The organism is Streptomyces sp. SD31 (genome assembly GCF_052068475.1).
Taxonomy (GTDB): domain Bacteria; phylum Actinomycetota; class Actinomycetes; order Streptomycetales; family Streptomycetaceae; genus Streptomyces.
Genome location: NZ_JBQHCX010000002.1, coordinates 573,594 through 586,979 on the forward strand (window position 1 = coordinate 573,594; position 13,386 = coordinate 586,979).

Below are 13,386 nucleotides of genomic sequence, written 5' to 3' on the forward strand. Positions count from 1 at the left end.
CGCTCCCCGGTCATCCGTTACCGCGGATTAACAGCAGAGTATTGACAATCTATTCAGCCGCCGAGAACTCTGCATGAGGTTATACAGCCGGGCAGAGGACACCTCATGATCCAGTTCGACGCGGTCCACAAACGCTTCCCCAACGGCACGACAGCCGTCCACGACCTCTCCCTGGAGATGCCGGAGGGCGGCGTGACCGTCCTGGTCGGATCCTCCGGTTGTGGCAAGACAACCACCCTGCGGATGATCAACCGGATGGTCGAGCCGACCTCCGGCACCATCCGGGTCGGCGGCAAGGACGTCACCCGGCAGGACGCCGCCGAGCTGCGCCGCTCCATCGGCTACGTCATCCAGCAGGCGGGCCTGTTCCCGCATCGCACGGTGCTCGACAACATCGCCACCGTGCCGCTGCTGCTCGGCTGGAACCGCCGCAAGGCCCGCGCCCGGGCGGCGGAACTGCTGGAGACCGTCGGTCTCGCGGCCGACGCCGGCAAGCGCTACCCGCACCAGCTCTCCGGCGGCCAGCAGCAGCGCGTCGGCGTCGCCCGTGCGCTCGCCGCCGATCCGCCCGTGCTGCTGATGGACGAGCCGTTCGGCGCGGTCGACCCCGTCGTGCGCACCCAGCTCCAGGACGAACTGCTGCGCCTGCAGAAGGAGTTGAGCAAGACCATCGTCTTCGTCACGCACGATGTCGACGAGGCCGTACGGCTGGGCGACCAGATCGCGATCTTCCGCACCGGCGGCCACCTCGTCCAGTGCGCCTCCCCCACCGAACTCCTCGCCCGCCCCGCCGACGACTTCGTGGCCGACTTCCTCGGCGCCGAGCGCGGCCTGAAGCTGCTGTCGCTGCGGACCCTCGCGCAGGTCCCGCAGGGCCCGGCGCCGGAGGGCGGCGACTGGAGCCTCGTACTCGACGCGGCGAACAAGCCCCTGCACTGGGCGGCGAAGGCCACCAAGGACACGAAGGGCGCCGAACTCCCCGTACGACCGCTCAAGGACACCGACTCGCTCCTGGCGGCCCTGAACGAGTCGATCGCCTCCCCCACCGGCCTGATAGCCCGCGTCGACGCGGAGGGCGCCCTCACCGGCGTCTCGTCCCGCGCCGACATCCACGAGCACGCCGGACAGGCCCACACCGAGGCGCGGGTAGCCGCATGACCATCGACTGGTCGTGGATAGGCGACCACACCGACGACCTCACCACCCTGACGATCTCCCACCTCCAGGCCGCACTCACCGCCGTCTTCCTGGGCGTCCTGATCTCCCTCCCCCTCGCGGTGATCGCCCACCGGATCCGCCCCCTGCGCGGCTTCCTGCTCGGCCTCTCGAACGTCCTGTTCACGATCCCGTCGATCGCGATCTTCGTGCTCCTGCTCCCGGTCTCCGGCCTCACCCGCACCACGACCGTCATCGGCCTGACCGTCTACACGCTGGTCGTCCTGCTGCGGAACACCGTCGAGGGCCTCGACTCGGTCCCCGTGAAGGTGAAGGAGGCCGCGAAGGCGATGGGCACGCGCCCCCTGCGCACGCTCCTCACCGTCGAGTTCCCGCTCGCCCTCCCCGTGATCATGGCGGGCGTCCGGATCGCGACGGTCATGTCCATCTCCCTGGTCTCGGTCGCGACCTACATCGGCGACGGCGGCCTCGGCCAGCTCTTCACCGACGGCTTCCAGCGCAACTTCCCGACCCCGGTGATCGTCGGAGTGGTCCTCACCCTCCTGCTCGCCGTGGTCGCGGACGCGGCTCTGGTCGCCCTGCAGTACGTCCTGACCCCCTGGCGGAGGCGGCGAGCCTGACATGTACGAACTCTTCAGCAACCTCGGCGCCTGGCTGGTCAGCGGCGAGCAGTGGTCGGGCCCGGACGGCATCGGCCACCGCCTGGCCGAACACCTCCAGTACTCCCTTCTCGCCACGCTCATCGCGGCGGCGATCGGCCTCCCCCTCGGCCTGCTGATCGGCCACACCGGCAAGGGCGCCTTCCTCGCGATCAACCTCGCGTCCTTCGGCCGCGCCCTGCCGACCGTCGGCTTGGTCGTCCTGGTCTTCCTGGCCGGCGGACTGTCCATGCTCCCGGTCTACGTCGCCCTGGTCGCCCTCGCGGTCCCGGCGATCGTGACCAACACCTACGCGGGGATGACGGCCGTCGACCCGGACGTGAAGGACGCGGCGCGCGGCCAGGGCATGCGCGGCCACCAGGTCCTGTTCCAGGTGGAACTCCCCCTCGCCCTCCCCTTGATCATGACGGGCCTGCGCCTGGCACTGATCCAGGTCGTGGCGACGGCCACCATCGCCGCGTACGTCTCCTTCGGCGGCCTGGGCCGCTACGTCTTCGACGGCCTCGCCCAGCGCGACCTCGTGCAGGTGCTCGGCGGCGCGGTGCTGGTAGCCGTGGTCGCCGTGGCCCTGGACCTGGCCCTGTCCGGCCTCCAGCGCATCCTCTTCCGCCACCGCACTGCCTAGGGACCTTCGATGAACCGACGCACTCTCCTCGGCGGCCTCTTCGCAGCGGCCTCCGTCCCGGCCCTCTCCGCCTGCGCGAGCGGCATCACGTCCCTGGACAGCCAGGGCTCGACCAGCGGTGGCGGCGGCTCCAGCAAGGGCGGCATCACCATCGGCACCGCCAACTTCACCGAGAACCAGGTGCTCGGGTATCTGTACGCCGCCGTGCTGCAGGAGGCCGGCGTGAAGGTGAACGTCCGCCCCAACCTCGGCACCCGCGAGATCCTCATCCCCGCCCTCAGGGGCGGCGACATCGACCTGCTCCCCGAGTACCAGGGCGCCCTGCTCCACTACGTCGCCCCCAAGGCGACCGCGACCGAGGAGGGCGAGATGCAGAACGCCCTCACCATCGCCCTCCCCAGCGGCCTCCAGGTGCTGCCGTACGGCATGGCCGAGGACTCCGACGCCTTCGTCGTCACCCGGGAGACGGCCGAGAAGTACGGCCTGACCTCCCTCGCCGACCTGAAGAAGCAGAACGGCAAGCTGGTCATCGGCGCGGCTCCCGAGGTGAAGAAGCGGGAGGTGGGTGTGGTCGGTCTGAAGGACGTGTACGGGGTGGAGTTCAAGGAGTTCAAGTCCCTCGACTCCTCCGGTCCGCTGGTCAAGGGCGCCCTCAAGAAGGGCGACGTGGACGTGGCGAACCTCTTCACCACCGACACCGACATCCAGGCCAACGACTGGGTGGTCCTGACCGACCCCAAGAACCTCATCCCCGGCCAGCACGTCGTCCCCCTCATCGCCGACCGCAAGGCCGACTCCACGGTCCGCAAAGCCCTCGCCCGCCTCGGCAACACCCTGACCACCGCCCAGCTCACCGAGCTGAACCGGCAGGTCGACAAGGACAAGAAGGACCCTCAGGACGTGGCGGACGCGTACGCGAAGGAGCACGGGTTGGTGAAGTGACGGCGCCCTGCCGCGTACCCCCATCCCAACAGGGGGGCTAACCCCAGTGCGGCCGCCGCCCGCGCTCCCTACCGTGGACCGTATGACCGGAATGGACGCGCGGGACACCGAGCTCAAGAAGGAACTCAACGCCACCCTGCAGGCGCGCAGGGAACTGGGCGACGACTACGAGTCCGCGCTGGTCGACTCGTTCATGGAGAAGGTCGACCAGCGCATCGACGGGGCGGTCGAGCGCCGGCTGCGGCGGCAGTTGGCCGAGCAGCAGATGGTGGCGGCCCGGGGCGCCCGGTCGCCGAAGGCCACGGACTCCTTCGGCGAGCGCTTCGGCTTCGGCATCGTCTCGCTGGTCGTGGCGATCCCGCTGTCCGGCATCGGCGGCGGCGTGGCCGGCCTCTCCGGTCTGCTGGTCACCTGGGTCGGCATCGTCGGCGTCAACGTCGTGCAGGCGGCGCGCACCAACCCCGGGTTGTTCCGGGGCTGGCGCCGCAAGTCGGCCAAGGACGAGGACCGCTGGGAGGCCTGATCTCCCTGAGCGGCTACGGCGCTCACGCCTGCCGGGTCGGCAGCACCACGACCTGCCGCAGGTTGACGTGCCGGGGGCGGCCGGCGACGTAGGCGACGAGATCGGCGAGCTCCCCGGCCGCCAGTGTGCCCATCGCCTCGACCATCCCGCCGACCTGCATGTACGGCGTGAAGCGGGTGCGGCATCCGGTCGCGGGCCTGCTGACCCTCCCGTACGAGTCGCTGACGCTCCCGGAGGCACCGGAACAGACACTCGTGGTCTACACGCCGGAACCGGGCTCGGAGACGGCGGAGAGGCTTGCGCTGCTGGCCAGTTGGACGACGACCCACGCGTAGCCCTGCTGAAAAAGCTATGCGCGGGGACCGCCGCACCCCCGTTTCCGGGGGGCGGGACGACGGCGGTCCCCGCGAGGGACGCGGGCCGGGTCAGGCCGGGTTGCGCGTCCTAGGCGTCTGGAGGTCCGGGAGCCGCTCCGGAGGTCCTTGACGCCGTTTTGGTGCCGGCCTGGGCGGGGAGCCGCTCCCGCCCTGCCGACACCCACTAATGTGCCGGACCCGTGTTAAGCCGGTGCTGCGTGAACGTGACGCGCTCGTACCAGTTCCGCGACGGCCCGAGCGGCCCCGGTCACCGCAAGTTCGCCGCGGACACGGCCCGTTCACCGCAAGTTCGCCGCTACTTCCCGCCCTTGGCGAGGAACGCCAGCAGGTCCTGCCTGCTGACCACACCGGTCGGCTTGCCCTCGACGAGGACGATCGCCGCGTCGGCCGCGCCCAGCACGGACATCAGGTCGCCGACCGGCTCACCGGAGCCGACCTGCGGCAGTGGAGCCGACATGTGCTTCTCCAGCGGGTCGTCGAGCGAGGCCCGCTTGGTGAACAGCGCGTCGAGCAGCTCCCGTTCGACGACGGACCCGACGACCTCCGCCGCCATGACGTCCGGGTGGCCGGCGCCCGGCTTCACGATCGGCATCTGCGAGACGCCGTACTCGCGCAGCACCTCGATGGCCTGACCGACCGTCTCGTCCGGGTGCATGTGGACGAGGGAGGGGATGCCGCCCTGCTTGTCCTTGAGGACGTCGGCGACGCGCGCGCTCGGACCCTCGTCCTCGAGGAAGCCGTAGTCGGCCATCCACTCGTCATTGAAGATCTTGGAGAGATACCCGCGCCCGCTGTCCGGCAGCAGCACCACCACGACGTCGTCCTCCCCGAGCCGCTCGGCGACCCGCAGCGCGGCCACGACCGCCATGCCGCACGAACCACCGACCAGCAGCCCCTCCTCACGGGCCAGGCGGCGGGTCATCTGGAAGGAGTCCTTGTCGGACACGGCGACGATCTCGTCGGCGACGGTCCGGTCGTAGGCGGTCGGCCAGAAGTCCTCTCCGACGCCCTCGACGAGATACGGCCGCCCGGACCCGCCGGAGTACACGGAGCCCTCGGGGTCGGCGCCGACGACCTGCACCTTGCCGTCGCTGACCTCCTTCAGATAGCGACCGGTACCGGAAATGGTCCCCCCGGTCCCCACGCCCGCCACGAAGTGGGTGATCTTCCCCTCCGTCTGCTCCCACAGCTCGGGGCCGGTGGAGTGGTAGTGGGAGAGCGGGTTGTTGGGGTTGGAGTACTGGTCCGGCTTCCAGGCGCCCGGCGTCTCCCGCACCAGCCGGTCCGACACGTTGTAGTAGGAGTCCGGGTGCTCGGGATCGACGGCGGTCGGGCAGACGACGACCTCGGCCCCGTACGCCCGCAACACATTGATCTTGTCGGTGCTCACCTTGTCGGGGCACACGAAGATGCACTTGTACCCCTTCTGCTGAGCGACGATCGCGAGACCGACACCGGTGTTACCGCTGGTCGGCTCCACAATGGTCCCGCCGGGCTTGAGCGCACCGCTCTCCTCCGCGGCCTCGATCATGCGCAGGGCGATGCGGTCCTTCACGGAGCCGCCCGGGTTGAAGTACTCCACCTTGGCCAGGACGGTCGCCCGGATGCCCTTGGTCACGTTGTTGAGCCTCAACAGCGGGGTGTTGCCGACGAGGCTGATCATCGAGTCGTGGAAATGCACCGTTGTCTCCGGATGCTGCAAAAGAAGTGGTCTTAGTGGTTCCGCCAGCCTATGGCCTGCACGGGGCCCATGACGGTCGTTCACTCCTCGTTGGGATTGGGCCACGGTCCGTGCGGGGCAAGCAGTGGGTGTACGGCTATGAGGAGGTGGCGGCGACGCATGACGAGCATGTCGAGGGCGCGGGTGGCCCGGCGGATCGCGGCGGGCGCGGCGTACGGCGGAGGCGGGATCGGCCTGGTCGGCGCGGCGGCCGTCGGTCTTTTTCTCGCCGAAGTGCGGCTGGCCAGGCGCCACGTGGGCAACGGCACCGACAACCACGTACCGAACGCCGACGGCCGGTACGGCCGCCTGTACGACAACCCCGGTGAGCCGCCGCTGCGCCTGACGATCCTGGGTGACTCGACGGCCGCGGGCCAGGGCGTGCACCGGGCGGGCCAGACGCCGGGCGCGCTCCTCGCGTCCGGGCTGGCGGCGGTCGCGGAACGTCCGGTGCTGCTGCGCAACGTGGCCCTGCCGGGCGCCCGCTCCGACGACCTGGACCGCCAGGTGGCCCTGGTGCTCAGTGACCCCGCCCTGCTGCCCGACATCTGCGTGATCATGATCGGCGCGAACGACGTCACCAACCGCATGCCGCCGACGCGCTCGGTCCGCCACCTGTCCGCGGCGGTACGGCGCCTGCGCACGGCCGGTGCGGAGGTCGTGGTCGGCACGTGTCCCGACCTGGGCACGATCGAACCGGTCCAGCAACCCCTGCGCTGGCTGGCCCGCCGGGCCTCACGCCAGCTGGCGGCCGCCCAGACGATCGGCGTCGTCGAACAGGGCGGCCGCACGGTGTCGCTGGGCGACCTGCTGGGTCCGGAATTCGCGGCGAACCCGAGGGAGCTCTTCGGCCCCGACAACTACCACCCCTCGGCGGAGGGCTACGCCACCGCGGCGATGGCGGTCCTGCCGACGGTCTGCGCGGCCCTCGGGCTCTGGCCGGCCGAAGAGGAACGCCCCGACGTCACCCGCCGCGAGGGCTTCCTCCCGGTGGCCCGCGCGGCAGCCGAGGCCGCGTCGGAGGCGGGCACGGAGGTCACGGCCGCGATGCCGACAGGCCCGAAGGGCCCCTGGGCCCTCCTGAAGCGTCGGCGCCGCCGCCGCGTCCCGGAACCGGACAGGACCCCGGCAACACCGTCACCGTGAACCCCGGGAGGTTTGCATCCCATCCCCGGGGCTGCCGCCCCGGGACCCCCGCTTCGGCCCTGAACGGGCCTCGTCCTCGAACGCCGGGCGGTTAAATCCAGCCCCTGCGGCGTTTGAGGAGCGGGGGTCCAGGGGGCAGAGCCCCTGGCGGGGTCGAAGGGGCGGAGCCCCTGGGGATGGGCCGGGTAGGGGCGGCGGGGGCGGGAAAAGCAAGCGCTTAGAAAATTGCGGCCAGGGTCACACCGCACTACCAGTGACCCTGGCCGTACGTACGGGTAACTTCCCTCACAGCCCTGCCCGACCCCCCGGTATGCCCACCCGTCGCCCGACCACCACCCCTCAACGAGGCGCTGCGCGCCACACCTTTCAACTGGAGCCGTGATGCCCGAAGCCGTGATCGTCTCGACCGCCCGCTCCCCCATCGGCCGCGCCTTCAAGGGCTCCCTGAAAGACCTCCGCCCCGATGACCTCACCGCCACGATCATCCAGGCGGCCCTGGCCAAGGTCCCCGAGCTGGACCCGCGCGACATCGACGACCTGATGCTGGGCTGCGGCCTCCCCGGCGGCGAGCAGGGCAACAACCTCGGCCGCATCGTCGCCGTACAGATGGGAATGGACCACCTCCCGGGCTGCACCATCACCCGCTACTGCTCCTCCTCCCTCCAGACGTCCCGCATGGCCCTGCACGCCATCAAGGCCGGCGAGGGCGACGTCTTCATCTCGGCGGGCGTGGAGATGGTCTCCAGCTTCGCCAAGGGGAACTCCGACAGCCTCCCCGACACCCGCAACCCCCTCTTCGCCGAGGCCGAGGCCCGCACCGCCGAGGTCGCCCAGCAGGAGGGCACGACCTGGCACGACCCGCGTGAGGACGGCCTCCTCCCCGACCCGTACATCGCCATGGGCCAGACCGCCGAGAACCTCGCCCGGGTGAAGGGCATCACCCGCCAGGACATGGACGAGTTCGGCGTCCGCTCGCAGAACCTCGCCGAGGAAGCCATCAAGAACGGCTTCTGGGAGCGCGAGATCACCCCGGTCACGACCCCCGACGGCACGGTCGTCGCCAAGGACGACGGCCCCCGCCCGGGCGTCACCATGGAGGGCGTCGCGGGCCTGAAGCCGGTCTTCCGCCCCGACGGCCTCGTCACCGCCGGCAACTGCTGCCCCCTCAACGACGGCGCGGCGGCGGTCGTGATCATGTCCGACACCAAGGCCCGCGAGCTCGGCCTCACCCCGCTCGCCCGCATCGTCTCCACCGGCGTCTCCGGCCTCTCCCCGGAGATCATGGGCCTCGGCCCGGTCGAGGCGAGCAACCAGGCCCTGCGCCGCGCCGGTCTGACGATCGACGACATCGACCTGGTCGAGATCAACGAGGCGTTCGCCGCCCAGGTGATCCCCTCCTACCGCGACCTGGGCATCGACCTCGACAAGCTGAACGTCAACGGCGGCGCCATCGCCGTGGGCCACCCCTTCGGCATGACCGGCGCCCGCATCACCGGCACGCTCATCAACTCCCTCCAGTTCCACGACAAGCAGTTCGGCCTGGAGACGATGTGCGTCGGCGGCGGCCAGGGCATGGCGATGGTCATCGAGCGCCTGAGCTGAACCACCGATCCAGAGCCCCTAGGTAGTCAACTCACGACCCAGCGTGAGCCTTCGGCCCAGAACCCGGGAAACCCCAAGGTTCTGGGCCGTTTTGTGATCCAATCTCCCCCAGGATGTGACCTATCTCCCTCCACGGAGGGATCTATGCAGGTCAGAGCCGCTTCACCACTAAACACAGGACCCAAAGTCCTGCCCGTTTCGTGACGTTACGCACTGACAGCTGGATAGTCCGCCCTTCAAGCTGATGTAGGAAGTCGGGGGTCGACTTTGAACCGGGAGTACGTCAGTGAGCGCCATGCCGATCGCTTTGCTGCTCACCACGGCCGCCACCGGCGCCGTGGGCGTCGCCGTCCTGCGCACCCTCATGATGTTGCGCCGACAGGTCGCGGCCCTGCACACCGAGCTGGCCCAGAACAACGCCGCCGCGGCCCGCGGCCTGGTCCCGCCCGCCCGCCTCTCCGCCGAGGCCGATGAGATACGCGCCGCGGTGGCCGAGGCGCTCGCCGAGGAACGTGAGCGGGAGCTGGCCGAGGCGCGCGCCTTCTGGGCCGCCCAGGAGGCCCGTGACGCCTCCGACGCACCCACCCTGCTGGGCCTGTCCGACAGCGAGCTGTTCCTGCCCCGCCAGGCCGATTTCGCGGGCCTGGAGCACCTGGAGCCGGTGAGCGAGACGACCACGGACGCCGACGAGTTCGCCGGGGAGTCCCCGGAGCTGGCCGCGGCCCGCCGCCGCCACCCCTCCCACCCGGACTTCGTCCCGGTCTCCTCACCCGTGGTGAACGACCATGAGCGTACGGTGTCCACCCTTGAGGAGTTGGCCGCCTCCGCCACCGAGCTGACCGACGTCCGCCCGGGCCCGCTCGGCACCCTCGACGTCTACGTCTTCGCCGACGGCACCACGCTCTGCATGACCCCGGGCCACCGGGAGACCGCGGAACGCCTGGCGGCGGCCCTGCGCGCGGGCGAGACGCCGGTGCTGCTGGGCGGATCGGGCGTGTCCGGGGCGTACACCCTGACCTTCGCCTGCGGCGAGGAGAACGTCTACATCCTGGCGGACCGCGTCATAGCGTCCCTCTAGGGCTGAACAGCCGGGTCACACCCCCGCCCGCTTCTGCGCCTCCTCCACCAGCTTCACCGCGTCCTCGACCTCACCCTCGTTCGTGAGTACGAGAGCCAAGTCGTGCACGGCAACGGTGATTTGGTCGGCCGCGGCGAACATCCCGGCGTCAGGCATCTCCCGGGGCTCCGCCCCGGGCCGCTCCAGGACCTGCGCCCGCCGGGCCAACTCCCTGGCCAGCCGCAATGCTTCGCCGGCGCCGCCTCTCTGCAACCGGCTCTGAGGCGCGGCCCTCAAACGGTCGGCGAAGTGATCAACGGCACGAGTCAAGGGCGTCGTATCAACCACCCCACAAACCTACGCGTCGCACCACGACTGTTGCCAACGGGCGAACGCTCAGGCACGGTGACCTGAAGGACCGGCTTACATCCCCTTTGCGTCCGGAGGCGCCGATGTCCCACGTCCTCTCCGAGGAGACCCACCGCAACATGCTCGCCCGCATCCCCCACTGCACCGGTCGTGAAGTCTCCGACTGGCTCCGCACCGTAGAAGAAGGCCCGGCTCTGTTCCGCTTCGAGGAGAAGGTCAGCTGGCTGCGCCACGAATACGACCTCGCGTACGGCCACGCGAAGGCGATCGTCCATGAGTACGACCTGAGGAGGGCGGCGCGCAAATTCCTCTAGGCGCGCACAGACGACGAAGGGCCCCGGGTACGTACCCGGGGCCCTTCGCTGCAACGGCTGTCGCGGACTGGTCGCTGCTAGTCGCTGCTGTTGAGGATCGCGATGATCCTCAGGAACTCCATGTAGATCCACACCAGCGTCAGCGTGAGGCCGAAGGCCGCCAGCCAGGCCTCCTCGCGCGGCGCGCCGTAGGCGAGGCCGTCCTCGACCTGCTTGAAGTCCAGGGCGAGGAAGCAGGCGCCGAGCAGGATGCCGATGACACCGAAGAGGATGCCGAGAGGGCCGCTGCGGAAGCCGAGGCCGTCACCGCCGCCGAAGACGGCGAACAGCAGGTTGACCGCCATCAGCAGGATGAAGCCGAGCGCGGCCGCCATCACGAAGCCGACGAAGCGGCGGTTGACGCGGATCCAGCCCGCCTTGTACGCCACCAGCACCGCGGCGAAGACCGCCATCGTGCCGAGCACCGCCTGCATGGCCGCACCGCTGGCGATGCGGTTGTCGACGATGCTGGAGATCACGCCGAGGAACACGCCCTCGAACGCGGCATACGTCAGGATCAGCGCGGGCGAGGCCTTGCGCTTGAAGGACTGGACGAACGCCAGGACCATGCCGATCAGCGCGGCGCCGATGCCGATGCCGTAGGACCGGCTGATGTTCGCGTCGTCGACGGGCAGCAGCGCCCAGGCGAGCGCGGCCGTGACGATCAGGACGCCGAGCGTGGTGCCGGTGCGCAGGATGACGTCATCCATCGTCATCCGGCCGGTGGTGGCCGGGGCCTGCGGCGGTGCGCCGTGCTGCACGTCCTGCTGGGCGTACGGGTTCTGCGCGTACGGGTTGCCGGCCTGCGGCTGGGCGTACGGGTTGGCCTGCGTGCCGACAGCGGCGCCCCCGGCCTGCGGCGCGGTGTTGAAGCCCGCGTAGCCGTTGTCGCGGCTGAACCCCCGTCGCGAGAAGACCGGGTTGCTGCTCCTCATTTCACTCCTCCATGGCCGCCGTGCGCGGCCTTGGCTCAAGAGTAATAGGTAGGCAAAGGATTGACCCTAGTGCTTGGGGAGGATCTTTCCCTCGTCGTGTTGCGCAACACGCTACGCGGCTGGGTGATTCCCGGCCACGGTGGGGCTCATTCATGACGAACCTGGTACGTGGCCGGAACCGGCCGGAGATCACTCCCCCGGCCCCACCCGTGCGCTCACCCGAACGGGAAGCCGGTGTACCCCTCGGCCAGGTCCGTCTCGGCCGCCCTCGACCCCGTGATCCGCTCCAGTCGCGCCAGCTGGAGCCGGTCCTCGAAGGGGGTGGCGTCGGGGGCGCGGTGCAGCAGCGTCGTCATGTCGTACGAGAACCGCTCGGCCTGCCAGACGCGGCGCAGACAGGTCGCGGAGTAGGCGTCGAGAAGCTCCGCCGAACCCGTCCGCCGCTCGTGCGCCAGTGCCCTCGCGAAGGTGACGACGTCCCCGACGGCCAGGTTCAGGCCCTTCGCGCCGGTCGGCGGCACGATGTGCGCCGCGTCGCCGGCCAGGAAGAGACGGCCGTGACGCATGGGCTCGTGGACGTACGAGCGCATGGGGGTGACGTTCTTCTGGGTGATCGGGCCGCGCTCCAGGCGCCAGTCGTCGGCGGTCTCGAAGCGGCGCTCCAGCTCCGCCCAGATCTCGTCGTCGCTCCACTCCTCGGCGTCCGTGCCCTCGGGGACCTGGAGGTAGAGGCGGGAGACGGACGGGGAGCGCATGGAGAGGAGCGCGAAGCCGCGGTCGTGGCGGGCGTAGACGAGCTCGTCGTGCGAGGGCGGTACGTCGGCGAGGATGCCGAGCCAGCCGAAGGGGTACGTCCGCTCGAAGACCCGAGTGAGCTCGGCGGGGATCGCCTTGCGGGACACGCCCCAGAAGCCGTCGCAGCCGACGACGTAGTCGCATTCGAGGACGTCCTCGACGCCCTCGTGCCGGAAGCGCACGCGCGGGCTGTCGCTGTCCGCGCCCTCCACCGCCAGGGCCTCCGCCTCGAAGAGCAGCGGGCCGCCCTCCTTGAGCTGGAGGGCGATGAGGTCCTTGCAGACCTCGGTCTGGGCGTAGACCCTCACCGACCGGCCGCCGGTGAGGGCGGGGAAGTCCACGCGGTGGCGCTTCTTGTCGAAGCGGAGCTCTATGCCGTCGTGGCGCAGGCCCTCGCGGTCCATGCGCTCCCCGGCACCGGCCGCGCGCAGCACGTCCACCGTGCCCTGCTCCAGGATTCCGGCGCGCTGGCGGTGCTCGACGTAGGCGCGGTCGCGGCTCTCCAGGACGACCGACTCGATGCCGGCGTTGTGGAGCAGCCGGGCGAGGAGGAGGCCGGCGGGGCCTGCTCCGATGATGCCGACGGTGGTGCGCATCGCCGAACCTCTCTGTTCGTGTAGTGAAATTTCATTCACCAACTTCCGAACAGGAGTCTGCTCCCCTCGGCATGAGGTGTCAATGAACGCTGCAGTGATCGACGAACGTCGGAAGTGCCCAGAGCCGGACTTGAACCGGCACGCCCGCGAAGGGGCAGCGAGGTTTAAGCTCGCCGTGTCTGCATTCCACCATCTGGGCAGGCCATGGGCTCCGCATCGAGGTTCCGAGCCTATCGGGATACATCCCCCGAACAGCGGACGGGCGGACCGATGTTGTCTTATTTTATTGACGTCTGAGGGTGCATCAGCCCACGGAACGCGCCATCCGCACTTGCCAATAGCCTTACGTGCGGCGGTCGGCGGCGCATACGGAATGACGGAATTTCACCGTCCGAACAAGGACGCTCCACCTGTTCCAGACGCGAACACCCGTCAGGGGCGCCCGTCATCCTCAGGTATGACGCGGCGGCGTCCGGTCCATCCGCAGTCTGTCTTCGAAACCGGAACAGCG

General features: G+C 69.9%; 13 protein-coding genes, 1 tRNA gene and 2 pseudogenes. 10 read left to right on the top strand and 6 right to left on the bottom strand.

All coding sequences use genetic code 11. The features are described from left to right. Positions 1 to 105: 105 nt before the first annotated feature. From ACTMVF_RS06550 to ACTMVF_RS06570, 5 genes are all read left to right on the top strand, one after another. The gene (locus ACTMVF_RS06550; protein ID WP_441269976.1) at positions 106 to 1,158 is read left to right on the top strand and encodes an ABC transporter ATP-binding protein; all 1,053 of its coding nucleotides are present in this window, start codon (positions 106 to 108) and stop codon (positions 1,156 to 1,158) included. Further along, the gene (locus ACTMVF_RS06555; protein ID WP_441269977.1) at positions 1,155 to 1,796 is read left to right on the top strand and encodes an ABC transporter permease; all 642 of its coding nucleotides are present in this window, start codon (positions 1,155 to 1,157) and stop codon (positions 1,794 to 1,796) included. Before ACTMVF_RS06550 ends, ACTMVF_RS06555 begins: the two co-directional genes overlap by 4 nt. A gap of 1 nt (position 1,797) precedes the next feature. Next, a complete protein-coding gene (locus ACTMVF_RS06560) occupies positions 1,798 to 2,460 on the top strand; it encodes an ABC transporter permease (protein WP_441269978.1) in 663 nt (220 codons plus the stop codon). Positions 2,461 to 2,469: 9 nt separating this feature from the next. Beyond that, entirely contained in the window at positions 2,470 to 3,402 is a 933-nt protein-coding gene (locus ACTMVF_RS06565) for an ABC transporter substrate-binding protein (protein WP_441269979.1), read from the top strand. 82 nt (positions 3,403 to 3,484) lie between these two features. Continuing rightward, a complete protein-coding gene (locus ACTMVF_RS06570) occupies positions 3,485 to 3,925 on the top strand; it encodes a hypothetical protein (RefSeq protein ID WP_441269980.1) in 441 nt (146 codons plus the stop codon). A gap of 22 nt (positions 3,926 to 3,947) precedes the next feature. On the opposite strand, the pseudogene ACTMVF_RS06575 reads toward ACTMVF_RS06570, so the two are convergent. Continuing rightward, a pseudogene (locus ACTMVF_RS06575) lies at positions 3,948 to 4,082 on the bottom strand (short-chain dehydrogenase); the annotation flags it as partial. Between ACTMVF_RS06575 and ACTMVF_RS06580 the strand changes: the two are divergent. Then, positions 4,081 to 4,260: pseudogene (locus tag ACTMVF_RS06580) on the top strand (MmyB family transcriptional regulator); the annotation flags it as partial. The pseudogenes ACTMVF_RS06575 and ACTMVF_RS06580 overlap by 2 nt on opposite strands. A gap of 337 nt (positions 4,261 to 4,597) precedes the next feature. Here ACTMVF_RS06580 and ACTMVF_RS06585 read toward each other — a convergent pair. Beyond that, positions 4,598 to 5,983, bottom strand: coding sequence for a cystathionine beta-synthase (locus tag ACTMVF_RS06585; protein ID WP_441269981.1), 1,386 nt, complete (start codon positions 5,981 to 5,983; stop codon positions 4,598 to 4,600). Positions 5,984 to 6,142: 159 nt separating this feature from the next. Here ACTMVF_RS06585 and ACTMVF_RS06590 point away from each other — a divergent pair, with 159 nt between their 5' ends. The 3 genes from ACTMVF_RS06590 (at position 6,143) to ACTMVF_RS06600 (ending at position 9,848) form a co-directional block, all read left to right on the top strand. Beyond that, complete coding sequence (locus ACTMVF_RS06590) at positions 6,143 to 7,168, top strand: SGNH/GDSL hydrolase family protein (protein WP_441269982.1); 1,026 nt, start codon at positions 6,143 to 6,145, stop codon at positions 7,166 to 7,168. Positions 7,169 to 7,549: 381 nt separating this feature from the next. Further along, entirely contained in the window at positions 7,550 to 8,770 is a 1,221-nt protein-coding gene (locus tag ACTMVF_RS06595; protein WP_441269983.1) for an acetyl-CoA C-acetyltransferase, read from the top strand. A gap of 295 nt (positions 8,771 to 9,065) precedes the next feature. Continuing rightward, positions 9,066 to 9,848: a hypothetical protein gene (locus ACTMVF_RS06600; RefSeq protein ID WP_441270147.1), complete on the top strand. Its 783-nt coding sequence runs from the start codon at positions 9,066 to 9,068 to the stop codon at positions 9,846 to 9,848. A gap of 15 nt (positions 9,849 to 9,863) precedes the next feature. Here ACTMVF_RS06600 and ACTMVF_RS06605 read toward each other — a convergent pair whose 3' ends face one another. Continuing rightward, positions 9,864 to 10,175, bottom strand: coding sequence for a hypothetical protein (locus ACTMVF_RS06605; RefSeq protein WP_441269984.1), 312 nt, complete (start codon positions 10,173 to 10,175; stop codon positions 9,864 to 9,866). 104 nt (positions 10,176 to 10,279) lie between these two features. Between ACTMVF_RS06605 and ACTMVF_RS06610 the strand changes: the two genes are divergently transcribed. Then, positions 10,280 to 10,510: a DUF4287 domain-containing protein gene (locus ACTMVF_RS06610; RefSeq protein WP_095753563.1), complete on the top strand. Its 231-nt coding sequence runs from the start codon at positions 10,280 to 10,282 to the stop codon at positions 10,508 to 10,510. 77 nt (positions 10,511 to 10,587) lie between these two features. Here the strand turns inward: ACTMVF_RS06610 and ACTMVF_RS06615 are convergent, their stop codons facing one another. The 3 genes from ACTMVF_RS06615 to ACTMVF_RS06625 all read right to left on the bottom strand — a co-directional run bounded on the left by ACTMVF_RS06615 (position 10,588) and on the right by ACTMVF_RS06625 (position 13,074). Further along, entirely contained in the window at positions 10,588 to 11,484 is an 897-nt protein-coding gene (locus ACTMVF_RS06615) for a Bax inhibitor-1/YccA family protein (protein ID WP_441269985.1), read from the bottom strand. 215 nt (positions 11,485 to 11,699) lie between these two features. After that, entirely contained in the window at positions 11,700 to 12,875 is a 1,176-nt protein-coding gene (locus ACTMVF_RS06620; RefSeq protein WP_441269986.1) for a 4-hydroxybenzoate 3-monooxygenase, read from the bottom strand. Between the two features lie 115 nt (positions 12,876 to 12,990). Beyond that, positions 12,991 to 13,074 (bottom strand) — tRNA-Leu (locus ACTMVF_RS06625). Positions 13,075 to 13,386: the final 312 nt, after the last annotated feature.